Source organism: Arthrobacter sp. YAF16 (assembly GCF_052113385.1).
Lineage (GTDB): Bacteria > Actinomycetota > Actinomycetes > Actinomycetales > Micrococcaceae > Arthrobacter.
In genome coordinates this window covers 649,726-673,746 of record NZ_JBFRDC010000001.1, presented here as the reverse complement: position 1 = coordinate 673,746, position 24,021 = coordinate 649,726, and the positions used below count along the sequence as shown (strand labels likewise).

Here is a 24,021-nt window from a genome sequence, read left to right as displayed (position 1 = left end):
GGCGGCGTTGCCGGGCCGGCCGATAGCGAAGTATGCACCCGAATTAATCGATAGCTCACACTTACTTGACACGATCTGTCAATAGTTTACAAAACCTGAAAATGCCCTTACGTTTACTTTCGGCCGGCCGGGGATTTCGCCGGGGGCCTCCACACCCAGTTCCGGGCATTCCGCAATGCCCGGTTAAAGAAAGCAGAACCCATGGGAAGTGCATCACTCAGGAAGTCCCGCGTCCTGGCCCTGTCGCTGGCCGCCGTCGTCGGAACCATGACCCTCGCCGTCACCCCGGTGCTCGCCGCCCCCGGCACCGGGCCGGTCGCCACCGAAAATGTCCCCGCGCCGGACGTCAACGCCGGCGAGGCGTACACGCAGTTCATCGTCAGTTTCAAGAAGACCCCGGGCAACGCCACCCCCAACGGCCGCGCGAACGCCTGGGGCAAGGCCGCCAAACAGCAGGGGGTGAGCGTACGGGAGCTGCGCGCCCTGGCTACCGGAGCGACCCTGATCGCCTCCGACAAACCCCTGTCCGACCAGGCCGCCACGGACTTCATGGACTCGATCGTCGCTTCCGGCGCCGTCAATGCCGTCGAACCCGACGCCCGCATGACGGCCGTCCTGACGCCGAACGACACCCGCTACGGGGAGCAGTGGGACTTCACCGGCGCCAATGGCATGCGGATCCCCGGCGCCTGGGATGTCTCCACCGGGTCGGGGTCCACCGTTGCCGTGATCGACACCGGCATCACCGCACACCCGGACCTGGACGCCAACGTGCTGCCGGGCTACGACTTCGTCTCCGATGCCACCGCTGCGCGCGACGGCAACGGCCGCGACTCCAACGCCCAGGACCAGGGTGACTGGTACGCCGCCGGCGAGTGCGGGCAGACCACCGCCGGCAACTCCTCCTGGCACGGCACGCACGTCTCCGGCACCATCGCCGCGGTGACGGGTAACTCCACCGGCGTGGCCGGTGTCGCGCCCAACGCCAAGGTCCTGCCGGTCCGGGTCCTCGCCAAGTGCGGCGGCTCCCTCTCCGACATCGCGGACGCCATCATCTGGGCCTCCGGCGGGACTGTCTCCGGGATCCCCGCCAACGCCAATCCGGCCAGGGTCATCAACATGAGCCTGGGCGGCTCCGGCGCCTGCGGCACCACCTACCAGGCCGCCATCGACTCCGCCGTGTCGCGGGGCACGACCGTGGTGGTGGCGGCCGGCAACAGCAACCAGGATGCCTCCGGCTTCCGTCCGGCCAACTGCAACTCGGTGGTGACCGTCGCCGCCAGCAACCCGAGCGGCGCCCTCTCCTATTACTCCAACTACGGCGCCACCGTGGATCTCACCGCTCCGGGCGGCGACACCAGCGTCAGCGGCGGAGGCATCCTCTCCACGCTCAACACCGGAACCACGACGCCGGGTGCGGCGGGCTACGCCAGCTACCAGGGCACGTCGATGGCGACCCCGCACGTCGCCGGGCTCGTCGCCCTGATGAAGTCCAAGTCACCGGCCCTCACCCCGGCCCAGGTCGAGTCCACGCTCCGGCAGGGCACCCGGGCCATGCCCGGCGGTTGCACCAAGGGCTGCGGCGCCGGCCTCTCTGACGCCACGGCTACGATGGGGCTCCTCGGCGGAAGCACCCCGCCGCCGCCGTCGGGCAACCTGCTCCTGAACCCCGGCTTTGAAAGCGGCTCGGCGTCCTGGACCTCCAACCAGTCGGACACCTTCGAGACCGGCACGGCCGCCCGCAGCGGCAGCGGCTTCGCGGGGCTGAACGGCTGGGGCAAGTCGACGTCGTACACGGTGGACCAGGCCTTTTCCATCCCGTCCTCCGTCAGCGGCTCCTCGCTGTCCTTCTACCTGAAGACGCTCTCGGATGAGACCACCACCAGCACCGCGTACGACACCCTGAAGGTCCAGGCCATCAGCGGCGGCGTGACCACGACGCTGGCCACCTACTCCAACCTGAACAAGTCCACCGGCTATGTCCTGAAGACGCTGGACCTGTCCTCGTTCAAGGGCAAGACCGTCACGCTGCGGTTCCTCGGCGTGGAGGATTCCTCCCTGGCAACGTACTTCTACCTTGACGACACCTCGGTGACCACCTCGTAGCACCACCGGCCGCTGCTAAGAATGGGCATGCCCTCCCTCCCCGGGAGGACATGCCCATTCTTTGTGCCCCGGAGTGGACATAACACCGCTATGTCCACGGGACGTCGCCGGCAGAGGGCATGTCCGGCGGCTCAGACCCCCTCGGCCTCGTCGACGGCGAGCTGCGATTCGAACATCCGGAAATAGCGGCCGCGCAGTGCCACGAGTTCCTTGTGCGTGCCCTGCTCCACGATCCGGCCGTCCTCGAGCATGTAGACGATGTCCGCCTTCTCGATCGTGGCGAGCCGGTGGCTGATGGCGATGATCGTGCTGCTGCGGTCGGCGAAGAGCCGGGTGAAGATCCGGTGCTCGGCCAGGGCGTCGATTGCCGACGTCGGTTCGTCCATCACCATGAAGGACGCGTCCCGGTAGAAGTTCCGGGCCATGGCCAGGCGCTGCCACTGCCCGCCGGACAGGCCGCTGCCCTTCCGGCCCCGCGGGTCCTCCATCCAGTTGCTGACGTGGTTATCCAGCCCGTTGGGCAGCTTGTTGATGAACTCGAGGGCCTCCGCGTCCGACGCGGCCCGGCGGATCCGGTCGTCGTCGCGCGGCGCATCGACGTCGCCGAAGAAAATGTTCTCCGCCGCGGTGGCGAACTCGTACTTCAGGAACTCCTGGCTGAGCACCGCGAGGTGGCGGTGCCACGACTTCACGTCGACGGCGGCGAGGTCCACGCCGTCGAGCAGCACCTGGCCCGAATCCGGGCGGTAGAGCCCGGCGAGGATCCGGATCAGGGTGGACTTGCCGGCGCCGTTCTCGCCCACTACCGCGATGTGCTGGCCCTGCCGGATGGTCAGCGAGATCCCTTTGATGACCTCCAGCTCGCTGCCGGTGTAGGTGAACCGGATATCCCGCAGTTCCACGGTCCGGGGCGCCTGGAGCAGGGGCGGGGCATGGTCGGAGTGGACCGGCAACGCCATGAACAGCTCGTAGTCCTTGAGGTTGGCGAGGTCCTCGTCGATGGAACTGAGCGAGGAGACGAGGCTGTTGGCGGTGGACAGGGCGCGGCTGACGATCTGCTGGACGTAGAGGAACTGCCCCACCGGCTGGGCCCGGGCGATGATCTGGCCCACCACCCAGATCAGCGAGACCACCTCCGCGCCGTATTGCAGGGCGTCGGCGGCGAGCTGTTTGGGGATGTAGCGCTTCTGGAAGTCGAGCCGGCGCTTCTCATCCGCGTCCCGGAGCCGGGAACGGAGCCCCATCAGGTAGCCGACGATCCCGTAGAGCCGCATCTCGGCGATGTGCTGCGGGCGCAGCAGGTTGGTTTCGATCATCCGGCGCTGCCGGCGTGAATCGACCTGCGTGTTCCAGTGCGCGATCTGTTCCCGGGACAGTTTGAACTGCAGGTAGACGCTGGGCACGATCGCGACCAAAACGATCACCGCGATCCACCAGCTGACCAGCAGCAGCGCGCCGATCGCCAGGACCACCGAAACCAGTTGGGTGAAGATGGCGGCGATCCGGTCGAGGACCCGGGCGTAGGAGTCGGAGAAGCGCTTCGCCCTGTCGTACAGGTCCACCGTTTCCTTGTCGTCGTAGCGCCAGAAGTCGAGGGCGAGGAAGCGCTCGTACATCAGGTCCCCGACGATCGCGCCGACCCGGAAGCTCATCAGCTGCTGGATGTAGCGGTCCACGCTGCTGAAGGCTCCCCAGAACAGGCCAAGCGCCGCGGTGATGATGACGTAGACGATGGCCTGCTGCCCGGCGGCGGCGTTTCCCGCATAGGCGGCTGCCAGCGCCGTCGTGGTCAGCGCGGCGTAGTAGGTGGTGACGAGGGGCAGCAGCGCCGAGACCAGCGAGCCCACGACTTTCATGACGACGGCGGCGGGTGAGGCGCGGAAGCTGACCCGCAGAACCTGCGCAACGGCCCGGGCGTAGGGCCGCAGCGCCAGTTTCCGCTTCGGCTCGCGTGCGGGCAGGAGTTCGGACATGCCTCCAGCCTAGTTGCGGGCCGCGGCGGCGGAACGCGAAAGGGCCACGGGACGAATCCCGTGGCCCTTCAAGTTGGCGTGGTGGCAGGAGCCGGATGGGCCCACGGCGCCCGGGACTTAGCGCGAACCGTAGTTCGGCGCCTCCACCGTCATCTGGATGTCATGCGGGTGGGATTCCTTCAGCCCGGCCGGGGTGATCCGGACGAACTTGCCACGGGCCTTGAGCTCGGGGACGGTGGGTGCTCCGGTGTAGAACATGGTCTGGCGGAGGCCGCCGACCAGCTGGTAGGCCACGGAGGAGAGCGGGCCGCGGTACGCCACTCGGCCTTCGATGCCCTCCGGGATGAGCTTGTCGTCACCGGAAACGTCGGCCTGGAAGTAGCGGTCCTTGGAGTAGGAGGTGTTCTTGCCGCGGGTCTGCATGGCCCCCAGCGAACCCATCCCCCGGTAGCTCTTGAACTGCTTGCCGTTGACGAAGATCAGGTCGCCCGGGGACTCGTCGCAGCCGGCCAGCAGGGAACCGAGCATGACGGTGTCCGCACCGGCGACCAGGGCCTTGCCGATGTCGCCGGAGTACTGCAGGCCGCCGTCGGCGATCAGCGGCACGCCGGCCGGGATGGCCGCCTTGGCGGACTCGTGGATGGCGGTGATCTGCGGGACGCCGACGCCGGCGACGACGCGGGTGGTGCAGATGGATCCGGGGCCGACGCCGACCTTGATGCCGTCGGCGCCGGCGTCGATCAGGGCCTGGGCGCCTTCGCGGGTGGCCGCCTGGCCGCCGATGATGTCCACGTGCGCTGCCACCGGGTCGGACTTCAGCCGGCGGATCATGTCCAGCACGCCCTGCGAGTGGCCGTTGGCGGTGTCCACGAAGAGGGCGTCCACGCCGGCGTCGATCAGGGCCATGGCCCGCTCCCAGCCGTCACCGAAGAACCCGATGGCGGCACCGACGCGCAGCCGGCCCTCGTCGTCCTTGGTGGCCAGCGGGTACTGCTCGGCCTTGGTGAAGTCCTTGGTAGTGATGAGGCCCTTGAGCCGGCCCTGCTCGTCGACGAGCGGGAGCTTCTCGATCTTGTTGGTGGCAAGCTTGTGCGAGGCTTCCTCGCGGCTGATGCCGACGTGACCGGTGACCAGCGGCATCTTGGTCATGACATCGCTGACCAGCCGGATCGGGAAATCCGTCTCCGGCACGAAGCGGGTGTCGCGGTTGGTGACAATGCCCAGCAGCCGCATGCCCTCGTCCACGACCGGCAGGCCGGAGACCCGGTAGTGCGAGCAGATCTCGTCCAACTCGGCCAGCGTGGCCTCGGGGCCGATGGTGAGGGGGTTGGTGATCATGCCGGACTCGCTGCGCTTGACCCGGTCCACCTGGTCGGCCTGGTCGGCGATCGAGAGGTTCCGGTGCACGACGCCAAGGCCGCCCTGGCGGGCCATGGCGATGGCCATCCGCGACTCGGTGACGGTGTCCATCGCGGCGGACAGCAGCGGCGTGTTCACCGTGATGCGCTTCGAGATCCGCGAGGAGGTATCAGCTTCGGAGGGGATGACGTTGGTGTGTCCCGGCAGGAGCAGGACGTCGTCGTAGGTCAGGCCAACAAAGCCGAAAGGGTCGTGTTCGGGCTGGGTCATGAGTGCGCCTCTTACCTTGGGTTTCTGGGTTCACGGGTAGGGGTTGCAGCAGATGACCAGCCCGTCATTACGGGCATGGCCTGTGCAGAGGTGTTGTGTAAATACTAGAACCTTGGCGGCGATCCCCATATTCCGGGACGCGAATGTGAGCAACGGCATCCGACTGGCGGCGCCGGGGGCGTCACTTCCAGCCGGTGGCGGCGAGCAGTCGCTTTTCGAACATTGGGATCATGCTTTGGACGTAGGTCTTGGTCAGGTGGTTGTCGTCCTTGTAGACGTACACGTTCCCGACGACGGCGGGGCAGGTCCCGTCGGCGCAGATGAAGTCGCTCATGTCCATCAGGTGCAGGCGGGCAACCTTGCCGCGGTAGTCGTCCAGCGGTGAGGACGCCGCCAGGGATTCCTGCAGCGGGACGTTGCACTCGGCGGCGTCGGGGCCCTTTTTCTGGACGCATTCGGGCATGTTGGTGGTGAACCGCGGGTTGTCGCGGATGCCGACAACCTCGATGCCGGCGTCGGTGAAGGGCTTGATCCCCTCCAGGTACTGCGGCACCTCGGTTTCGAACGGCGCCTCCTTGTGCGTCAGCGACGCGACCGTGAAGACGGCGTCGGGCTTGTGCGACAGGACGTAGTCGGAACTGGCTTTGTTGAAGGCGTTGCAGTCGGCATCCCGCTCGGGTGACTCTCCCCCGAAGCGGCAGTTTCCCTTGAGCAGGGTGACGACCTCCCAGCCGTGGCTCTTGGCGATGGGGCCCAGCGCGGCCATGTACTGCTGCGCATGCGAGTCGCCGAGCACCACGATTTTCTTGGTGACCTTGTCCGGCCGGCTGTTCTGAAGGCAGCCCTGCAGGAGGGGGTCGCTGGGCACGTTGCCGTCGGTGCAGAGCCCGTCGATGTCGGCCCATTCGTTCTTCATGGCGGCCGGTGCCGGGATGATCTTGGCCTCCGGCGTCGGCTTCCCGGCGTTCTCCGGGGCCAAGGCTGCGGCGCCGGGCGTCAGTTCCTTCGGCTGGGACGCGGCCGCGGCTTCGTCGGCCACAATGTGGCTCTGCCACAAAGTCACCGGGCCGGCCAGCAGGGCCCCGCAGGCGGCGATGACGACGGCGGTGCGCCAGGCGCGGCGCTGCGGCCAGTGCCACTCGCGCAGCGGCTTCTCCACGAAGCGGGTGGTGAGCACGGCCAGCACCACGGAGATGGCGACTATCGCGAGCCCCTGCCACAGGTCCGGCGCGCTGACTCCCATCCCGGCCAGGGCCAGCACCAGCAACGGCCAGTGCCAAAGGTAGAGGGCGTAGGAGTTGTCGCCGAGGGCGACGAGCGGCCGCCAGGTCAGGAAACGGTCCACGCCGAACCGGCTGCCGCTCTGCCCCGCCACAATGATGGCGGCGGCAGCCAGCGTCGGCCACAGCGCGATGAATCCGGGGAAGGAACGGTCGACCGTCAGCAGCAGCCCGCAGGAGAGCATCGCCGCCAGTCCCGCCCAGCCCAGCACCAGGCGCAGGATCCTTCCCGGTTTCAGGTACGGCAGGGCCAGCGCCAGCAGCGAGCCCAAAGCGAATTCCCAGAGCCGCGCACGGGTGTCGAAGTAGGCGTAGGCCTGATTGCTGGCGGTCTGCTCGATCGAGTAAACCAGCGATGCGGCGAAGATGGCGCCGAACGCGAGGGCCAGGAACAGGCGGTAATTCAGCAGTCGTTCGTCCACCCCGGTCCAGCGGCGCAGCGCGTAGCGCAGTCCCTTGCGCAGCAGGGCGGCGCCCGCGAACACGAGCGGCCACAGCAGGAAGACCTGCCCCTGGATGGACAGCGACCAGAAGTGCTGCAGCGGGCTGGCTCCCGAGTGGTCCTGGGCGTAGTAGTCCACGGCAGAGTCCGCGAGCAGCCAGTTCTGCCGGTACAACAGTGACGCCCAGGCCTGGTCGAGGATGTCCGGCCAGCGGCTTGCCGGCAGGATGGCCCAGGTGCCTGCCAGCACGCCCAGGACCACCACGACGACGGCGGGCAGCAGCCGCTTGAGCAGATGCAGCCAGTGGCTCACCAGGCGGAGCGGCTTACCGCTTTCCACCTTGCGGGCAAAGCTCAGGGTCATCAGGAAGGCCGAGATGAGCAGGAAGATGTCGACGCCACCGGAGACCCGGCCAAGCCACACGTGGTAGGTCACCACCATGAGAACGGCGAGGGCACGCAGGCCCTGCACCTCCGGGCGGTACCCCGATTTTCGGCTCGCGGGAGAACCCGCGGCCGCGTGCTGCGGGCTGGCTATGGTTCGCTCGTTCGTCACGCGGGATCCCTCAGGCTGGCTTCCAAAACATCAATGTTACCGAACCGTAATTTTCATTGCCAATTTCCGGGGCGCCTTCCGCCCGGGATTCCCGGGGCAGGGCGCACCGGCGAGGCTAGGCTGTTACGAGTCGAAGGAGGCCGCGAGTGATCGTGCAGGTGCGGATATGTGTCCCGGAGGAGCTCTCCGGAGCCGTGGTGGAGTGCTGCTCCGGTGAGCTTGGCGTCGCGGAGGTTGCGTTGCACGCCGGCGCCTCGGTGGTGCCGCCGGGCAACGTCATCCTCGTGTTCATGGCACGGGAGTCCGTCGAGTCGCTGATCGAAAAACTCCACGCACTGAACGTCCAGGACGTTGGCTCCATCTCGGTCACCACGCCGGAGCTGGTGCTGTCCGATCGCGCGGACCAGGCGGTCGCTGAGGCGCCCGGCGAAGGCGCGGACGCGATGATCTGGGATGAGGTGTCGCGGCAGACCGGGGAGGATTCCCGGCTGACGTGGAGCTACCTGGCGTTCCTTGTCCTCGCGACGCAGCTGGCCGCGATCGGCATCGTCACCGACTCGACCATCGCGATCGTCGGTGCCATGGCGGTGGGGCCCGAGTTCGGCCCGCTCGCCGCCCTGGCCGTGGCCCTGGTGCGGCGCCAGTGGCGGCTGGGGCGCAGCGCGGCACTGGCACTCGGCGTCGGGTTCCCGGTCGCGATGCTGGCGGCGGCCTTCACGGCCTGGCTCTCCGTACCACTCGGGCTCTTTCCAGCTGACGCCCTGGACCGCGGTTCGGCTGTGGAGTTCATCTATCACCCGGGGCCCTATTCCCTGATTGTCGCCCTGCTGGCAGGGACCGCCGGCATGCTGTCCGTGATCAGCCGGCGCTCGGCGGCCCTCATCGGGGTGTTCATCTCCGTGACCACCGTCCCGGCCGCCGGTTTCGTAGCGGTTTCCCTCGTTCTGGGCGAGTACCAGAAGGCCGCAGGTTCCGCCCTCCAGCTCCTTGTGAACTTGGTCGGGATTATTGTCTCGGCGGTGGCGGTGCTGCTGTTCTACCGGCTAGTCACGAAGCGGCTGCCGCGCGACGCCGCGCGGAAGCTGCGGAGGAACGCCCAGCGCCTGCACCACTGAGCTGCACCGGGCCGGCCCCGGGGCGTCCCCTGCGGGCTACATCCAGCCGGTCGACTCAGCGAGCCGCTGGCCGAACACGGGTGACATCGAGGCCACATACGTGCGGGTCAGGTGGTTGTTGTCCTTGTAGACGAACGTGTTCCCGACCACCCCCGGGCAGGTTTTTCCGTCGCAGATCAGGTCGGTCATGTCAACGAACGACAGTCCTGGCACCCGGCCATGCAACGGAGCCAGAGGGCTCTTCGCGGCGAGCACGTCGCGTTCGGCGCGTTCGCAGTCCGGGCTCTCAATTCCCTTGTTCGCCACGCATTCGGCAATGTTGAAGTTGAAGCGCGGGTTATCGCGGATAGCGACCATCTCGACGTGCTTCCCGGTCCAGAATTTCGCGGTCGCTTCAAGGCCGGGTGACAGCTTTTCCGCCGGGGAAGACACAGCGGCGACGGTGCCCACGGTGATGATGGCGTCCGGCGGATTGTCGGTGACCTCTTCCGTGACGGCAGCGTTGAAGGTGTCACAGGGAATGGACCGTCCCTGGGCGGCAATGGTGTACCGGCAGCCGGCCCGGAGGATGGAATAGACGCGCCAACCGTTCTTCTTGCCGACGGCATCGATAGCGGCCAGCCACTGCTGCGCGTGGGAATCCCCCAGCACGAGGACGGTCTTGGCGGGCTTGTCCGGAGCCGTGTTCTGCGAGCAACTGCTCCTCAGCGAACGGTCCTCGGGTTCAAGGTCGCCGGAGCACCGGTTGCCCAGGCTGGACCAGTCGTTCTTGAGCTGTTCGGGCAGGGGCAGGATCGGGGCGTCGCTGTCCGCCGCGCTGACGAAACCGGGCACCAGGGCCAGGGCGCCGGGGTTGTTCCGCTGTGACTCTGCCATCACAGCCTGCGCTTGGAAGTGCTGCTGGAGCTGCACCCCGGTGAGCGGCACCGCGACCACTGCGAGGCAGAGCGCCACGGCGAGGGCAGCGCGCCGACGTCGGACTTCCGGCCATGCCCAGGACCGCCACGGCTTCTCGACGAACCGGGTGGTCAGGAAGGCGAGCCCCAGTGAGACGGCGATGATGAGGCTGCCCGAAAGCCATCCCGCGTGCTCCTTGCCGCTCCAAGCCAGGGCAAGCACCAGGACGGGCCAGTGCCAGAGGTAGAGGGCGTAGGAATTATCTCCGAGCCTTACGAGGGGGCCAGCGCTGAGGATGCGGTCCACTCCCCAGCGGCTGTTGGTCTGCCCGGCCAGGATGACGCAGCTGGCGGCCAGGGTGGGCCACAGCGCCACGAACCCAGGGAAAGCCCCTTCCACATCCAGGATGAAGCCGCAGCTGACCATGGCCAAGACACCGACCCAGCCGAGGACCACGCGCACCGACTGCGAAAGGAACGACAAGCCCGGCAGGAACAAGGCCAGAAGCGTGCCCAGGGCGAACTCCCAGAGGCGTGCGCCGGTGTCGAAGTAGGCCTGGGACTGGTTGGTGGCCGTGTAGTAGATCGAGAAGGTCAGCGAAGCCAGGAAGATCGCGGCGAAGATGTAGCTGAGCAGCGCCCGGTAGCGCAGGTTGTACCGTCGTGCGAGGAACGCTGCGCCGGCAAAGATTAGCGGCCACAGGATAAACACCTGGCCCTGGATGGACAGCGACCAGAAGTGCTGGAGCGGGCTGGCCAGCGCGTGGTCCCCCGCGTAGTAGTCGACGGCTTCGGCCTGCAGGACGCGGTTTTCCACGTAGAACAGCGATGCCCAGCTCTGCGCGACCACATCCGGGAAGCGGGTGCGGGGCAAAAGGAAGTAGCTGGCCGCCAGCGTGGCGACAATGACGACGGCGGCCGCCGGCAGGAGCCGCCGGAACAGGTGCAGCCAATGCTTGATCAGCGCCATCTGCGAACCCCGCTCGAAGCGGCCCACGAACTGCAGCGTCATCAGGAACGCCGAGATCAGCAGGAAGATGTCGACGCCGCCGGACACCCGGCCAAACCAGATGTGGTAGGTGACCACCATGAGCACCGCGAGCGAACGCAGTCCTTGGATTTCCGGCCTGAATTTCGTCCCCCGGGCAGGACGTGGCTCGGCGCTCGTTTCGCGCGGCGAGACGAGCGTTACCGCTCCAGACATACAAACCCCCGTAGAAACAACGCAAGACAGCCAGAGCAACTATACAACCCGGTTCGGCGTCGGTCCCTTTCGGATGACGCCGGCCACGATGCCCGGACCCCGACGGCATGGCTCCGGGGAACAAAAAGGACCGGACCAGCTGACGCTGGTCCGGTCCCTTCTTTGCACGGAAACTAGTGCGCGGGAACCTTAGTGCTGGTGTCCGGCGTGCTCGTCCTCGTCGGCCGGCTTTTCCACCACGAGGGTTTCGGTGGTGAGAACCAGCGCCGCGATGGAGGCCGCGTTGCGGAGGGCCGCGCGGGTGACCTTGACGGGGTCGATGACACCGGCCGCGATCAGGTCCTCGTATTCGCCGGTCTTGGCGTTGAAGCCCTGATTGACAGCGGATTCGGCCACCTTGGCGACGACGACGTAGCCGTCAAAGCCGGCGTTCTGGGCGATCCAGCGCAGCGGCTGGGTCAAGGCCCGGCGGACGATGCCCACGGCAGCTGCCGCGTCGCCGTCGAGCGCCTGGACAGCCGGATCCTCATCAAGCGCCTTGAGGGCGTGGATGAGGGCGGAGCCGCCGCCGGCCACGATGCCTTCTTCGAGGGCAGCGCGGGTGGAGGACACGGCGTCCTCGATGCGGTGCTTCTTTTCCTTCAGCTCGACCTCGGTGGCAGCGCCAACCTTGATCACGCCGATGCCGCCGGCCAGCTTGGCCAGGCGTTCCTGCAGCTTTTCCTTGTCCCAGTCCGAATCGGTGCGGGTCAGCTCGGCGCGCAGCTGGGCAACCCGGGCCGCGACGTCCTCGGCCGAACCGGCGCCGTCAACGATGGTGGTGTTGTCCTTCGTGACGGTGATGCGGCGGGCGGTACCCAGGACCTCAAGGCCCACGGTGTCCAGGCTGAGGCCCAGTTCCGGGGAGACAACCTGCGCGCCGGTGAGGGTCGCGATGTCCTGCAGCATGGCCTTGCGGCGGTCTCCGAAACCGGGAGCCTTGACGGCCACGACGTTCAGGGTGCCGCGGATACGGTTGACGATCAGCGTGGAGAGTGCCTCGCCGTCGACGTCTTCGGCGATGATGAAGAGCGGCTTGGAGCTCTGCAGCGCCTTTTCCAGCAGCGGCAGGAATTCCTGGACCGAGGAGATCTTGCCCTGGTTGATCAGGATAAGGGCGTCTTCGAGGACTGCTTCCTGGCGTTCCGCGTCGGTGACGAAGTAGGGGGACAGGTAGCCCTTGTCGAACTGCATGCCCTCGGTGAGGACCAGTTCGGTCTGCGTGGTGGAGGACTCCTCGATGGTGATCACACCATCCTTGCCGACTTTGCCGAAGGCCTCGGCCAGGAGCTCGCCGACCTCGTCGCTCTGTGCGGAGATCGCGGCCACGTTGGCCACCTGGGTGCCCTCGACCGGGCGGGCGTTTTCGAGCAGGCGGGCGGCCACGGCCTCGACGGAGACCTCGATGCCGCGCTTGATCTGGCCCGGGGCGGCGCCGGCGGCAACGTTGCGCAGGCCTTCCTTGACCAGGGCCTGGGCGAGGACGGTGGCGGTGGTGGTACCGTCGCCGGCGACGTCGTTGGTCTTGGTGGCGACCTCCTTGGCGAGCTGTGCGCCAAGGTTTTCATAGGGGTCGTCCAGCTCTACTTCGCGGGCGATGGTCACACCGTCGTTGGTGATCGTGGGGGCGCCCCACTTCTTGTCCAGCACGACGTTGCGGCCGCGCGGGCCGAGCGTCACCTTGACCGTGTTGGCGAGCTTATCGATGCCGGCTTCGAGCGACCGGCGGGCAGCGTCGTTAAACGCAAGCTGCTTTGCCATGGTTTTGTCCTTTCAAGACAGAACCCCGCGCAGCCGTTCGTTCAAAGCGAAGGATCGGCGGCGCGGGGGTCCAAGAGAGTTACTTTACGACGATCGCCAGAACGTCGCGGGCGGAGAGCACGAGGTACTCGGTGCCGCCGGTCTTAACTTCGGTTCCGCCGTACTTGGAGTAGATGACAACGTCGCCAACGGCAACGTCAACGGGAACGCGGTTGCCATTGTCATCAAAGCGGCCGGGGCCTACTGCAACAACTTCGCCTTCCTGCGGCTTCTCCTGTGCGGAGTCCGGGATAACCAGGCCGGAAGCCGTGGTCTGCTCGGCTTCGAGCGGGCGGACAACAATACGATCCTCAAGAGGCTTAATAGAGACCGACACTCGGACCTCTCCTTTTCGTCAGCAAATTTGTGGACTATGAAGCGATGATCCGTGGCGTACAAACCGTCGTCGCGGTGCCGGCAGTAGCCCGGCGGAACATGCTTCACGTGTTAGCACCCGCCTAGGGAGAGTGCTAATGACGACTCTATGTAAGTAGTTAGCACTCGGTCAAGGTGAGTGCCAGAAGTTCGTCACTGGTGAACGTCCGGCGGGACCGTCCGGAGTGACGGACATGCCCATCGCAACCGGCCGGCACTGGACATATCGGCAATATGTCCGGTGCTGGTGCCGAAGGATGGGCATGTCCCTCGGTCCGCGCCCAGGCCGGGGCGGCCTACTCCCCCGCCAGGTCCTCATAGTCCCAGTCCTGGCCGTCGTCGTCTTCCTCGATCCGGGCGGAGGCGTTGCGTTCGCGGTACAGCACGAAGCCGCCGGCGAGGGCAGCGACCACGCCGAGGACGAGGGCGATGATGCCGCCCACCCGGGCTGCGGCATAGGTGTCACGGATCGCGCGCGCCTCATCGGTCGCATCCTTCACGTCCTTGCCGCCGACCGAGTAGACGGTCGCATTGAAGGAGTCCAGTAAGAAGATAATGACGAGCAACGCCACGCATACGACGGCGATCACGATGCCGGCGATCAGCGCCGGCCGGGCGAAGCGGGCCAGTCCCCGGCTGTCCCGGGCCTCCCCGACGGTGTTCTCCCGGGTGCCTGCCGTGCCGAAGTCGTCTGTGTCCCTGCCATCCATGCCGTCCAGCCTATCGGGCGCGCCGGGCGTTCCCCGCCTGAACTACGCTTGATGGCATGGCTGAGACTACGCAGGACCAGATCGCCCCGCTCCTCAATCCGGAGGGCTGGGAGCTGCTGGCCTCGCTGGGACCGTACCGCGAGGAGGAGGCCTTCCGCCTCAACGCCTCGCTCCGGAAGGCCGGCCATTCCCCCGAGCTGGTCTCCGCGGCACTCACCCAGTCCCGCCTGCGGACAAAGGCGGAAGCGAAGTTCGGTGAATTCGCCCGGCAGATGATTTTCACCCGGGCCGGCCTGGAACAGGCCACCCGGCTGACCGTAGCGGCGCGGCACGCGCAGCGCTTCGCCGAGGCCGGGATTGCCCATGTGGCGGATCTGGGCTGCGGACTGGGAGCCGACGCAATGGCCCTGGCCTCGCTGGACATCAAGGTGACCGCCGTGGAACTGGACGAAACCACCGCCGCCTGCGCCACGATGAACCTGATCCCGTTCCGGAACGCCACCGTCGTCCATGCCGATGCCGCCGCCGTCCCGCTCGACGGGATTGACGGCGTCTGGCTGGACCCGGCCCGCCGCACCACCTCAAGTTCCGGGACCAAGCGACTCTGGGATCCGGAGGACTTCTCCCCCCCGCTGTCCTTCGTGGAATCCCTGGCCTCGTCCGGCCGTGCCGTCGGCGTGAAGATGGGCCCGGGCATGCCGCATGCCTCCGTCCCGGAGGACTGCGAGGCGCAGTGGGTCTCGGTGGGTGGCGACGTCACCGAAGTTGCGCTGTGGTTCAACGCGGTCCGCCGGCCCGGAATCCGGCGTGCCGCGCTGGTACTCGGCCCGCAAGGCGCCGCGGAGCTCACCAGCTCGGAGGACTTCGGCGCCGGGCCGGAGGCCCCGCTGGGCCCGGTGGATGGCTACCTCTACGAGCCCGACGGCGCCGTGATCCGCGCCGGCCTGGTCGCCGACGTCGCGCTCCAGCTGGGCGGTCATCTGCTGGACGAACACATCGCCTATATCTGCGCGCCGGAACTGCACGATACCCCGTATGCCCGCGCGTACAAGGTCCTCGAGGTGATGCCGTTCAACGTCAAGGCGCTCAAGTCCTGGGTCAAGGACAACGGCGTGGGCGTCCTTGACATCAAGAAGCGCGGCACCTCGGTCACGCCGGAGGAACTGCGCAAGCAACTGCTCCCCGGCGGCGGCAGGAGCGCCAAGAATGCGGCCAAGAAGACGGCCACCCTGGTCCTCACCAGGATCGGGGAGGAGCGGGTGGCCATCTCGGTGGAACCGGCCTAGGGCCGGCCTTGCGGGGCGGGGCTACTGGGCCCGCATGAACTCCTCGGCGGCACGGACCTGTTCGTCGCTGGGCCGGATGCCCGTGTAGAGCACGAACTGTTCGAGGGCCTGGATGGTGGCGACCTCGGCGCCGGTGATCACCTGCTTGCCGGCCGCCCGCGCGGCTTTGATCAGCGGCGTTTCGGCGGGCAGCGCCACAACATCGAACACCACCTTCGCGGCCGCCACGGCTTCCGGCGGGAAGGACAGGGCGCCGGACTCGGGGCCGCCGGCCATGCCGACGGGCGTCACGTTGATCAGCAGGTCGGCTGTGCCCTCTGCGGAATCCGGGGCCGGGAGTACTGCACGCCATTCGAATCCGTAGAGCCCGGCGAGCGCCCGGCCGGCCGCCTCGTTGCGGGCGATGATCGTGACGTGCCGGAATCCGGCGTCGCGCAGTGCCGCCGCAGTGGCCTTCGCCATTCCACCGGCGCCCAGCAGCCACACCGTGTTGTCCGTGGGGACGGCGTTGCGTTCCAGCAGCTGCTCGATCGCCGTGTAGTCGGTGTTGTAGGCCGTGAGCTTCCCGCCGTCGTTGACGATCGTGTTGACCGAGTCGATGGCTTTCGCGGACGGGTCCATGACATCCACGAGGGCGATGACGTCTTCCTTGAATGGCATGGACACGGCGCAGCCGCGGATGCCCAGGCCCCGCACGCCGGCGATGGCCTGGGCCAGGTCGGTGGGGGCGAAGGCCTTGTAGATCCAGTTCAGGCCCAGCTGTTCGTACAGGTGGTTGTGGAAGCGGGTCCCGTTGTTGCTCGGCCGGGCCGAGAGCGAGATGCACAGGGTCATGTCTTTATTCAGGATGGGCACAGCACCATTAAACGCCACGAAACGCCACGGCAACGGCTCAGCGGCAGCCGGAACCAGGCCCTTGCCGCCCGACGGCGACCGGCAGCTTCCCGGGGGCGCTGGTCCGGACCCCATCCGAGGGGGCGTGGCTTCGCGGAACGGGCATCTCCGGCCGGCGGAGGGGCGCTGTGGACACTCCGGCCCTGGGACGGGGCGGGATTCGAGGCGCCGGGGCCGGTGCAGCCTGTGGATACCAGGGCGAGCCCTGTCAGAACCGCCGCGGCTGCCGGGAACAGGCTTCTTCTGTGAAAACTCTCACGCATCAGCTGTAACTTGACCACCAGTTGGATGCTACCCCTGCACTAGACTTTGAACACCGCTGCCTGGCCACTGCATGCCGCAACCGGGCTGCACCAGCGGCCAATGAACACCAGCGGCCAATGAACACCGGCGGCGAACACACACTGGCGGGTGACAAACTCCGGCGGGCAACAAAACAGCGAAGGGACCACATGAAGATTGATTTCGCTTCATCCAGGCAATCAACTCTTGGTGTGGAATGGGAGCTCGCGCTCGTCAACGCCGAAACCGGTGAGCTGGCCTCGGTGGCCAGCGAGGTGCTCCGCGGCGTGTCCGCCCGGCATCCCGAGCTGAACGAGGATGACGAACACCCGCACATCAAACAGGAGCTGCTGCTCAACACGGTGGAGCTCGTCACGGGCATCTGCACCACCGTGGCGGAAGCGAAGGCGGACCTGAACAGTTCCCTCGCCGCGGTGCGCGAGGTCACCGACCCGATGGGCGTCGAAGTCTTCTGCGCCGGCAGCCACCCCTTCAGCCCGCCGCAGCTCCAGCCCGTCACCGACAAGGCGCGGTACGCCAAGCTGATCGACCGCACCCAATGGTGGGGCCGCCAGATGGTCATCTACGGCGTCCACGTGCACGTGGGCCTCGACAGCCGCGACAAGGTACTTCCTGTACTCGACGGGCTCGTCAATTACTTCCCGCACTTCCAGGCGCTTTCCGCCTCCAGCCCGTTCTGGGGCGGCGAGGACACCGGCTACGCCTCGCAGCGCGCGCTGATGTTCCAGCAGCTGCCGACGGCGGGACTGCCGTTCCAGTTCTCCAGCTGGGAAGAATACGAGTCCTACGTCCAGGACATGTTCACCACCGGGGTGATCGACACCCTCTCCGAGATCCGCTGGGACATCCGGCCGGTACCCAACCTCGGCACCATCGAGATGCGCATCTGCGACGGCCTGGCCACGCTTGAGGAGGTGGGGGCCATCGCCGCCCTGACCCAGTGCCTCGTGGACGAGTTCTCCACCATCCTGGACAACGGCGGCACCATCCCGACCATGCCGCCCTGGCATGTCCAGGAAAACAAGTGGCGCGCGGCCCGCTACGGTCTGGACGCAATTATCATCCTCGACGCCGAGGGCAACGAGCAGCTCGTCACCGAGCACCTGCGGGAGACGCTGGCCCGGCTCGAGCCCGTGGCTGCCAAGCTCGGCTGCAGCGCGGAGCTGGCCGACGTCGAGAAGATTATCGAGCGCGGGGCCGGCTACCAGCGGCAGCGCCGCGTCGCCGCGGAGCACGGCGGGGACCTGCGCGCCGTCGTCCTGGATCTGGTCGAGCAGATGCGCAAAGGGCCCGAAGCCTAGATTCCTGGGCCGTCCCCTAGGCGGATACGCTCGTCACCGGCATCGACGAGTCCGGCGCGAAGCCGAGCCCGCTCGGCACTATTCCGGACATCACCAGCTGCGCCCCGAGCGCGGCCACCATGGCCCCGTTGTCCGTGCACAGCGAGAGCGGCGGGACGGTCAGCCGGATTCCGGCCGCCGTGCAGCGCTGCTCCGTGAGCTGGCGCAACCGCGAGTTCGCCGCCACTCCCCCGCCCAGCAGCAGTTCGGTGATGCCGTTTTCGCGGCAGGCGAGCACCGCCTTGGAGGTGATCACGTCCACCACGGCCTCCTGGAAGGCGGCCGCAATGTCCGCCACCGGCACCGCTTCGCCGCGCGCCTCGAACTGCTCCACGCAGCGGGCGACGGCGGTCTTGAGTCCGCTGAAGGACCAGTCGTAGCGGTGCGGGCCGGGTTCCTCCGCGGTCCCCATGTACTTGGGCTGGGTAAGACCACGGGGGAAACGGATCGCCTTCGCATTGCCGGTGCGTGCCAGCTTGTCGATGGCCGGCCCGCCCGGGTAGCCGAGCCCCAGCAGCCGGGCCACCTTGTCGTACGCCTCGCCGGCGGCGTCGTCGATCGTGGAGCCCAGCAGCTCGACGTCGTCCGTGATGCTGCGGATCCGGAGGATCTCGGTGTGGCCGCCGGAGACCAGGAGCGCGCCGAGGTTCTCCGGCAGGGCGGTCCCGGAGCCGGCCGCCTGCCCGCTGTCGTCCGAGCCGCCGTCCTCCGGCGCGCCGCCGCCGGGCTCGAGCAGTCCGACGCCCACATGCGCCACGAGGTGGTTGATCGCGTACAGCGGCTTGCCGGTGGCGACGGCGAGGGCCTTGGCTGCGCAGACGCCCACCATCAGGGCTCCGGCCAGTCCCGGGCCGGAGGTGACAGCGATGGCGTCGATATCGTCCAGCGTCACTTCCGCTGCGGCGAGCGCTTCCCGGAGGGTGGGGACGAAGGCGTCGAGGTGCGCGCGGGAGGCGATCTCGGGGATGACCCCGCCGAAGCGCACGTGCTCCTCCATGGAGGACGAGACGGTGTTGGCGAGCAGGCGGGTGCCGCGGACGATGCCGACGCCGGTCTCGTCGCAGGAGGACTCGATCCCAAGCACCAGGGGGGCGGAGCTGCGTGGGTGGTGGTTCATTCTTGGCCTGTTCCCCTTGGCTGTGTGTGGTCCGTGGTGTTGCCGGGCGCTGGCTGTTCCGTCGCGTGCAGCTCGAGCCGCATGATGAGCGCGTCGACGCCGTCGCGGTAGTAGCGCGGCCGGACATGGATCTGCTCGAAGCCGAAGCGCCGGTAGAGCTGCTGGGCGCGGGGGTTGTCCGCGCGCACCTCCAGCAGCACATCGGCCGCATGCCGCCGCCGGCTTTCCCGGATGAGCTCGGTCAGCAGCGCCGAACCGATGCCACGGCCCTCCTGTTCGGGCACAACCGCGATGGTCTGCACGTCCGCGATGGGTTCGATGCACATCAGCCCCGCGTACCCGACGATTGAGCCGCCGGACTCGGCAACGATGTAGCGTCGGGTCTCGGTCTGGGCGAGCTCGTCGACAAACATCTGCAGGGGCCAGGCGTCCACCGGGAACAGCCGGCGCTCCAGCTCGTGCACCGCGGGGATGTCCGCGGAGGCCATGTCCCTGAGGCTCACACCTGCCGGGGACGGTCCGCGCGGCGTATCCGGGGCGTTCACAGGGCGCGCTTCCGCGGGCCCGGGACCTGCGCGTCCGATTCCCGCAGGTACAACGGGGTGGTGTCCAGGAGCTGCTCCCCGGCGGCGAGCCGCGCGAGCGCGAACTGGCCCAGCAAAAGCGCCTCGGGCTGCCGCGCGGCGAACTCGGGGACGGCATTGAGGACGTCCGGGTACAGACCCGCGCCCGCGCCGTAGACCGGAAGGTCCGGCAGATCGGCGGCGAAGCCCACATGCGGCCCGTCCAGCAGCTGCGGCAGCTGGCTCCCGGCCAGCGCGTAGCGGGCCCAGTAGACCTCCTTGCGCCGCGCGTCGGTGGCCACAATGAACTCCGGGGCCGCTTCCGTGGACTCCGCTACCTCCAGGGCAATGGCATCCAGGCTCATGAGCCCGTAGAGGGGCTTTTGCCAGACGAAAGCCAGGCTGCGGGCGGTGACGATGCCGGAGCGGAGGCCCGTGAATGGACCCGGTCCCACCCCGGTGACAATGACGTCGACGTCGGCGCCGCTGAGACCCGCGGCGGCGAGCAGCTGCTTGATGCCCGGGGCCAACACCTCGGCATGGCTGCGGGTGTCCGCGGTGGCGAAGCTGCCGACGACAGATTCCAGGGAATCATCGGAAACGAGCGCCGCGCTGGCAACGGCCGAGGTATCGATGGCGAGGATCAGCATCTTCAGTCCGTTTCCGTGGTCGCGGGCAGGTCAGGGATTCCGGCAAGGGCGGCGGGCGGTTCGGCCCAGCGCGGCCCAAAGCCGCGGAAGACCACGGTCCTGGGCTCGTCGGCGTCGTCGGTGTCGAAATCCAGCACGTCGGTGCCGGGCTGTGCGGGGCCGGACGGGGCTGTGCCGCTGGGCTGGGCGCTACCCAGCCGGCGTTGCAGCTCCACCTCCAGCCGGCTCTCGCTCAGGTGCTCCACCCGGCCGCGGCCCCACTCCACGACGGTCACTGCACTGTCCATGGTGTTTTCCAGGTCGATGTCGTCGATTTCGGAAGCAGAGGCGAGCCGGTACGCGTCGACGTGGACCAGGTCCGGGCCGCCGGGACGGGGTCCGTCCGGAAGGTTAGGGTGGATCCGCACCAGCACGAACGTGGGAGAGATGATTCCGGCGCGGACGCCAAGGCCCTCGCCGAGCCCCTGCGTGAAGGTGGTCTTCCCGGCGCCAAGCTCGCCGCTGAGCACTAGCAGGTCGCCCGCCTGCAACTCGGCGCCAAGGCCGGCCGCGAGGGCATGTGTCTGCTCCGCGGTCCCCACTTCCAGGGTCCGCTGCCAGGCCGGGTGGCTCACTGCGCGGCCCCGTCGCCCGGTGCGGGCTCTTCGTTGATGTAGCGGCGCGGCACCCGCGGGCTGATGCGGGTGACGATCTCGTAGTTGTTGGTGCCGGCTGCCCTGGCCCAGTCCTCGGCGGTGGGACCGCCGTCGGCACCGTTTCCGAACATCACGGCTTCGGCACCCAGCAGGCTGGGACCGCCGGCGGAGACGTGGAGCGGGCCGAGGTCGATCACCATCTGGTCCATCGCGATGCGGCCCACCACGGGGTAGCTGATTCCGGCCACCCGGATCGGACCTCCGGTGGCGACGCGCGGAACGCCGTCGGCGTATCCCAGCGGGACGAGGCCCAGCGTGCTGGCGCCCCCGGTGCGGTAGTTCAGTCCGTAGGAGACACCCTGGCCGGCGGGCACGTCCTTGCAGTGCGAGACGACGGTGCGGACTGTCATTGCCGGGCGCAGCCCGATCTCCGCGGAAGTCTGGCCCTCGAACGGTGAGAGCCCGTAGATGCCAAGGCCCACCCGGACGAGGTCGAAGTGCGTGTCCGGGCGGGACAGCGTCGCCGGGGTGTTCGCGAGGTGGCGGACCTCGGGATCGACGCCGGCGTCCTGGGCCATCGCCAGGACATCGCGGAAGGCGGCAAGTTGCTCGTCGGTTTCGGGGCGCTCGGGTTCGTCGGCCACGGCAAGGTGGGAGAAAATGCCCACCACCCGCAGCAGGCCCTGGTCCTGGTAGTCCAGCGCTTCGCCGAGCAGGGTGTCCCAGGACTCCAGGGTGGCGCCGTTGCGGCCGAGCCCGGTGTCCACCTTCAGGTGAATCCTGGCTGGGCGTTCCTGCTCGCGGGCTGCGGCTACGATCCGGCCCAGCTCCCAGCCGGAGCAGCCGATGTCGATCCCGGCAGCGACGGCGGCGGCAAAGTTGCTCTCGGGGGTGTGCAGCCAAGCCAGCAGGGGGGCCTCGATCCCGGCGGCGCGCAGGGCAAGCGCCTCGGAGATATGTGCGACGCCTAGCCAACTGGCCCCGGCGCTGAGCGCGGCGCGGGCCACCGGGATGGCCCCGTGGCCGTAGGCGTCGGCCTTGACGACGGCCATCACCTTCGCCGGCGAAGCCACCTTGGCCAGCCGCCGGACGTTGTGCCGTATCGCCTCGAGGTCGATGACGGCCGAGCGCTCCTCGACGTGGTCCGGACCTGCTTCCGCCACCGGCCGGAAATCACCTGTTGCTGCTGGGTATATCACTTTACGATTCTACGGGTGGCCGCAGATCCTGCTGAATTCCGCTGGCGCCCCGCACTTTGGGACATGCCCATCCTTGGCTTCGGGACATGCCCATCCCTCGCAGCCGCGACTGGGCATATGCGGACTATGTCCAGTCCACGGCCCGGGCGCAGGGCATGTCCCTCGCCCGCACCCCGCGGCATCCCAAACCATTCACGGATCCATTCCTGGCGTCGGGACATGCCCACCCCTCGCAGCTACGAGTGGGCATATGCGGAATATGTCCAGTCCACGGCCCGGGCGCGGGGCATGTCCCTCGGCCCGCACCCCGCGGCGTCCCAAACCATGCACGGGTCCATTCCTGGCTTCGGGACATGCCCACCCCTCGCAGCCACGAGTGGGCATATGCGGACTATGTCCAGTCCACAGCCCGGGCGCAGGGCATGTCCCATGTCCCGCACCCCGCGGCGTCCCAAACCATGCACGGGTCCATTCCTGGCTTCGGGACATGCCCACCCCTCGCAGCCACGAGTGGGCATATGCGGAATATGTCCAGTGCACAGCCCGGGCGCAGGGCATGTCCCTCGGCCTGCACCCCGCGGCGCCCCCAAACCATGCACGGGTCCATTCCTGGCTTCGGGACATGCCCACCCCTCGCAGCCACGAGTGGGCATATGCGGAATATGTCCAGTCCACAGCCCGCGCGCAGGGCATGTCCCTCGGCCTGCAGTCCTCGGCCCGCAGCCCGCACCCGCTCCCCAGCCGCCCGCCACCCCAAGGGCTACGCGTCGGAGAGGTGCGCAATCGTCGCCGTCGCCCGCCGCTGCGCCTCCGGCGGCACGTCGCGGACGATTTCTTCCAGGAAACGGTAGCGGCGCAGCCATTGACTGCCCTGCCGCTCCTTGCGGGCATTGGCCCGCTGCCACCAGTCGGCGAGGTCGCCCCAGCCGGGAGCGGCCAGCGAGCCGCCCACCTGCTGCACGGCCAGGGCCGCGCACAGGTTGGCGAACCGGAGCCGGTCCCCCAGCGGCCAGCCGGCCAGGCAGCCGACGATGAACGCGGCCCCGAAGCAGTCCCCGGCCCCGGTGGGGTCGAAGGCCGCCACGGGCAGCGACGGCACCCACTCCTCCTCACCGGTCTCGGAGTCCACCGCCATGGATCCCTGCGGCCCCAGGGTCACCACGGCCACTGGGACCCTGTCCGCGAGCGCGTAGAGCGCGGCCCACGGGTTGTCCTTGCCGGTGAACGCCATGGCCTCCTGCTGGTTCGGCATGAAGGCGTGGAAGTATTTCAGGTTGTCCAGTCGCGCCTGCGCCCACGTCCCGGTGGGATCCCAGCCGACGTCGCCGAAGAGACGCACACCGGCCCGGTGCGCGTCGACGGCCCACGGTTCCAGCTCCTCGCCTAGCTCGGCGACGGCGGCGAGCGCGGGCGGCGGGCAGCCGATCAGTTCGCTTGAGGTTACCGGCGCCGGGTGGCCGTGGGTCACCATGGACCGGTCCTTCTCGACACTCAGCGACACGGTGACCGGCGAGTGCCAGCCGGGAACGCGCCGCGACAGCGACAGGTCCACGTGTTCCTGCCGGTCGAGGATCTTCCAGTTGTAGTCGCCGTAGCCGTCGTCGCCAAACGCGGCGGCCAGCCCGGTCCTCAGCCCCAGCCGTGCCGCGGCGATGGCCTGGTTCGCCACCCCGCCGGGACAGCTGCCCATCCCGTCGCTCCAGATTTCCGTGCCGGGCCGGGGTGCGTGCGGCAGCCCGGTGAAGATGATGTCCTGGAACACGGTGCCGGTCAGGAGCACGTCGAAGCTTCCCGCCGCCGGGGTACGGACGGCGGCGAGCGGGTCGAAGCGCGGCGCTGGAATCGCGTCCATACACGGCACACTACGCCGTCCAGGTAGCCGGCGAAAGACGACGTTCCGGGCCCATCA

Annotated in this window: 18 protein-coding genes; 4 read left to right on the top strand and 14 right to left on the bottom strand. The window is 68.0% G+C overall.

Annotated elements, in window-relative coordinates; translation table 11 throughout:
* The first annotated feature begins 201 nt into the window (after nucleotides 1-201).
* Nucleotides 202-2,106 carry a S8 family serine peptidase gene (locus AB4Y91_RS03225; RefSeq protein ID WP_441417096.1) on the top strand — a complete coding sequence of 635 codons (1,905 nt, stop codon included), beginning with the start codon at nucleotides 202-204 and terminating at the stop codon, nucleotides 2,104-2,106.
* A gap of 131 nt (nucleotides 2,107-2,237) precedes the next feature.
* Here AB4Y91_RS03225 and AB4Y91_RS03220 read toward each other — a convergent pair whose 3' ends face one another.
* The 3 genes from AB4Y91_RS03220 to AB4Y91_RS03210 form a co-directional block, all read right to left on the bottom strand.
* A complete protein-coding gene (locus AB4Y91_RS03220; protein ID WP_441417095.1) occupies nucleotides 2,238-4,079 on the bottom strand; it encodes an ABC transporter ATP-binding protein in 1,842 nt (613 codons plus the stop codon).
* Nucleotides 4,080-4,196: 117 nt separating this feature from the next.
* Complete coding sequence (guaB, locus tag AB4Y91_RS03215; RefSeq protein ID WP_441417094.1) at nucleotides 4,197-5,708, bottom strand: IMP dehydrogenase; 1,512 nt, start codon at nucleotides 5,706-5,708, stop codon at nucleotides 4,197-4,199.
* A gap of 181 nt (nucleotides 5,709-5,889) precedes the next feature.
* Nucleotides 5,890-7,986 carry an acyltransferase family protein gene (locus AB4Y91_RS03210; RefSeq protein ID WP_441417093.1) on the bottom strand — a complete coding sequence of 699 codons (2,097 nt, stop codon included), beginning with the start codon at nucleotides 7,984-7,986 and terminating at the stop codon, nucleotides 5,890-5,892.
* A 146-nt stretch (nucleotides 7,987-8,132) separates the two neighbouring features.
* On the opposite strand from AB4Y91_RS03210, the gene AB4Y91_RS03205 reads away from it, so the two are divergent.
* Nucleotides 8,133-9,101 carry a DUF389 domain-containing protein gene (locus AB4Y91_RS03205; RefSeq protein WP_441417092.1) on the top strand — a complete coding sequence of 323 codons (969 nt, stop codon included), beginning with the start codon at nucleotides 8,133-8,135 and terminating at the stop codon, nucleotides 9,099-9,101.
* 36 nt (nucleotides 9,102-9,137) lie between these two features.
* Here the strand turns inward: AB4Y91_RS03205 and AB4Y91_RS03200 are convergent, their stop codons facing one another.
* From AB4Y91_RS03200 to AB4Y91_RS03185, 4 genes are all read right to left on the bottom strand, one after another.
* Nucleotides 9,138-11,201: an acyltransferase family protein gene (locus AB4Y91_RS03200; RefSeq protein WP_441417091.1), complete on the bottom strand. Its 2,064-nt coding sequence runs from the start codon at nucleotides 11,199-11,201 to the stop codon at nucleotides 9,138-9,140.
* Nucleotides 11,202-11,390: 189 nt separating this feature from the next.
* Entirely contained in the window at nucleotides 11,391-13,001 is a 1,611-nt protein-coding gene (gene groL / locus AB4Y91_RS03195) for a chaperonin GroEL (RefSeq protein WP_175321229.1), read from the bottom strand.
* A 79-nt stretch (nucleotides 13,002-13,080) separates the two neighbouring features.
* Nucleotides 13,081-13,377, bottom strand: a complete 297-nt coding sequence (gene groES / locus AB4Y91_RS03190) for a co-chaperone GroES (protein WP_028275747.1) — start codon at nucleotides 13,375-13,377, stop codon at nucleotides 13,081-13,083.
* 334 nt (nucleotides 13,378-13,711) lie between these two features.
* Nucleotides 13,712-14,125, bottom strand: coding sequence for a hypothetical protein (locus AB4Y91_RS03185; protein WP_441417090.1), 414 nt, complete (start codon nucleotides 14,123-14,125; stop codon nucleotides 13,712-13,714).
* A gap of 56 nt (nucleotides 14,126-14,181) precedes the next feature.
* Between AB4Y91_RS03185 and AB4Y91_RS03180 the strand changes: the two genes are divergently transcribed.
* Complete coding sequence (locus AB4Y91_RS03180) at nucleotides 14,182-15,411, top strand: THUMP-like domain-containing protein (RefSeq protein WP_441417089.1); 1,230 nt, start codon at nucleotides 14,182-14,184, stop codon at nucleotides 15,409-15,411.
* A gap of 21 nt (nucleotides 15,412-15,432) precedes the next feature.
* Here AB4Y91_RS03180 and AB4Y91_RS03175 read toward each other — a convergent pair whose 3' ends face one another.
* A complete protein-coding gene (locus AB4Y91_RS03175; protein ID WP_441417088.1) occupies nucleotides 15,433-16,266 on the bottom strand; it encodes a shikimate 5-dehydrogenase in 834 nt (277 codons plus the stop codon).
* A gap of 491 nt (nucleotides 16,267-16,757) precedes the next feature.
* Between AB4Y91_RS03175 and AB4Y91_RS03170 the strand changes: the two genes are divergently transcribed.
* Entirely contained in the window at nucleotides 16,758-17,909 is a 1,152-nt protein-coding gene (locus AB4Y91_RS03170) for a glutamate--cysteine ligase (protein WP_441417087.1), read from the top strand.
* Between the two features lie 16 nt (nucleotides 17,910-17,925).
* Here AB4Y91_RS03170 and tsaD read toward each other — a convergent pair whose 3' ends face one another.
* From tsaD to AB4Y91_RS03140, 6 genes are all read right to left on the bottom strand, one after another.
* The gene (tsaD, locus tag AB4Y91_RS03165; RefSeq protein ID WP_441417086.1) at nucleotides 17,926-19,065 is read right to left on the bottom strand and encodes a tRNA (adenosine(37)-N6)-threonylcarbamoyltransferase complex transferase subunit TsaD; all 1,140 of its coding nucleotides are present in this window, start codon (nucleotides 19,063-19,065) and stop codon (nucleotides 17,926-17,928) included.
* The gene (gene rimI / locus AB4Y91_RS03160; protein WP_441417085.1) at nucleotides 19,062-19,553 is read right to left on the bottom strand and encodes a ribosomal protein S18-alanine N-acetyltransferase; all 492 of its coding nucleotides are present in this window, start codon (nucleotides 19,551-19,553) and stop codon (nucleotides 19,062-19,064) included. Before rimI ends, tsaD begins: the two co-directional genes overlap by 4 nt.
* Before the next feature lie 53 nt (nucleotides 19,554-19,606).
* Complete coding sequence (tsaB, locus tag AB4Y91_RS03155) at nucleotides 19,607-20,278, bottom strand: tRNA (adenosine(37)-N6)-threonylcarbamoyltransferase complex dimerization subunit type 1 TsaB (protein ID WP_441417084.1); 672 nt, start codon at nucleotides 20,276-20,278, stop codon at nucleotides 19,607-19,609.
* A gap of 2 nt (nucleotides 20,279-20,280) precedes the next feature.
* Nucleotides 20,281-20,892 (bottom strand): tRNA (adenosine(37)-N6)-threonylcarbamoyltransferase complex ATPase subunit type 1 TsaE, encoded by a 612-nt coding sequence (tsaE, locus tag AB4Y91_RS03150; protein ID WP_441417083.1) that lies wholly within the window; start codon nucleotides 20,890-20,892, stop codon nucleotides 20,281-20,283.
* Nucleotides 20,889-22,112 carry an alanine racemase gene (gene alr / locus AB4Y91_RS03145; RefSeq protein ID WP_441417082.1) on the bottom strand — a complete coding sequence of 408 codons (1,224 nt, stop codon included), beginning with the start codon at nucleotides 22,110-22,112 and terminating at the stop codon, nucleotides 20,889-20,891. Before alr ends, tsaE begins: the two co-directional genes overlap by 4 nt.
* 760 nt (nucleotides 22,113-22,872) lie before the next feature.
* A complete protein-coding gene (locus tag AB4Y91_RS03140; protein WP_441417081.1) occupies nucleotides 22,873-23,964 on the bottom strand; it encodes a carbohydrate kinase family protein in 1,092 nt (363 codons plus the stop codon).
* Between the last annotated feature and the right edge of the window lie 57 nt (nucleotides 23,965-24,021).

What these genes read in the sequence shown, in the direction of transcription:
- AB4Y91_RS03225 (WP_441417096.1), top strand. Translation starts at nt 202, where the DNA reads ATGGGAAGTGCATCACTCAGGAAGTCCCGCGTCCTGGCCCTGTCGCTG.
- AB4Y91_RS03220 (WP_441417095.1), bottom strand. Translation starts at nt 4,079, where the DNA reads ATGTCCGAACTCCTGCCCGCACGCGAGCCGAAGCGGAAACTGGCGCTG.
- guaB (WP_441417094.1), bottom strand. Translation starts at nt 5,708, where the DNA reads ATGACCCAGCCCGAACACGACCCTTTCGGCTTTGTTGGCCTGACCTAC.
- AB4Y91_RS03200 (WP_441417091.1), bottom strand. Translation starts at nt 11,201, where the DNA reads ATGTCTGGAGCGGTAACGCTCGTCTCGCCGCGCGAAACGAGCGCCGAG.
- groL (WP_175321229.1), bottom strand. Translation starts at nt 13,001, where the DNA reads ATGGCAAAGCAGCTTGCGTTTAACGACGCTGCCCGCCGGTCGCTCGAA.
- AB4Y91_RS03185 (WP_441417090.1), bottom strand. Translation starts at nt 14,125, where the DNA reads ATGGATGGCAGGGACACAGACGACTTCGGCACGGCAGGCACCCGGGAG.
- AB4Y91_RS03180 (WP_441417089.1), top strand. Translation starts at nt 14,182, where the DNA reads ATGGCTGAGACTACGCAGGACCAGATCGCCCCGCTCCTCAATCCGGAG.
- AB4Y91_RS03170 (WP_441417087.1), top strand. Translation starts at nt 16,758, where the DNA reads ATGAAGATTGATTTCGCTTCATCCAGGCAATCAACTCTTGGTGTGGAA.
- tsaD (WP_441417086.1), bottom strand. Translation starts at nt 19,065, where the DNA reads ATGAACCACCACCCACGCAGCTCCGCCCCCCTGGTGCTTGGGATCGAG.
- rimI (WP_441417085.1), bottom strand. Translation starts at nt 19,553, where the DNA reads ATGGCCTCCGCGGACATCCCCGCGGTGCACGAGCTGGAGCGCCGGCTG.
- tsaB (WP_441417084.1), bottom strand. Translation starts at nt 20,278, where the DNA reads ATGCTGATCCTCGCCATCGATACCTCGGCCGTTGCCAGCGCGGCGCTC.
- AB4Y91_RS03140 (WP_441417081.1), bottom strand. Translation starts at nt 23,964, where the DNA reads ATGGACGCGATTCCAGCGCCGCGCTTCGACCCGCTCGCCGCCGTCCGT.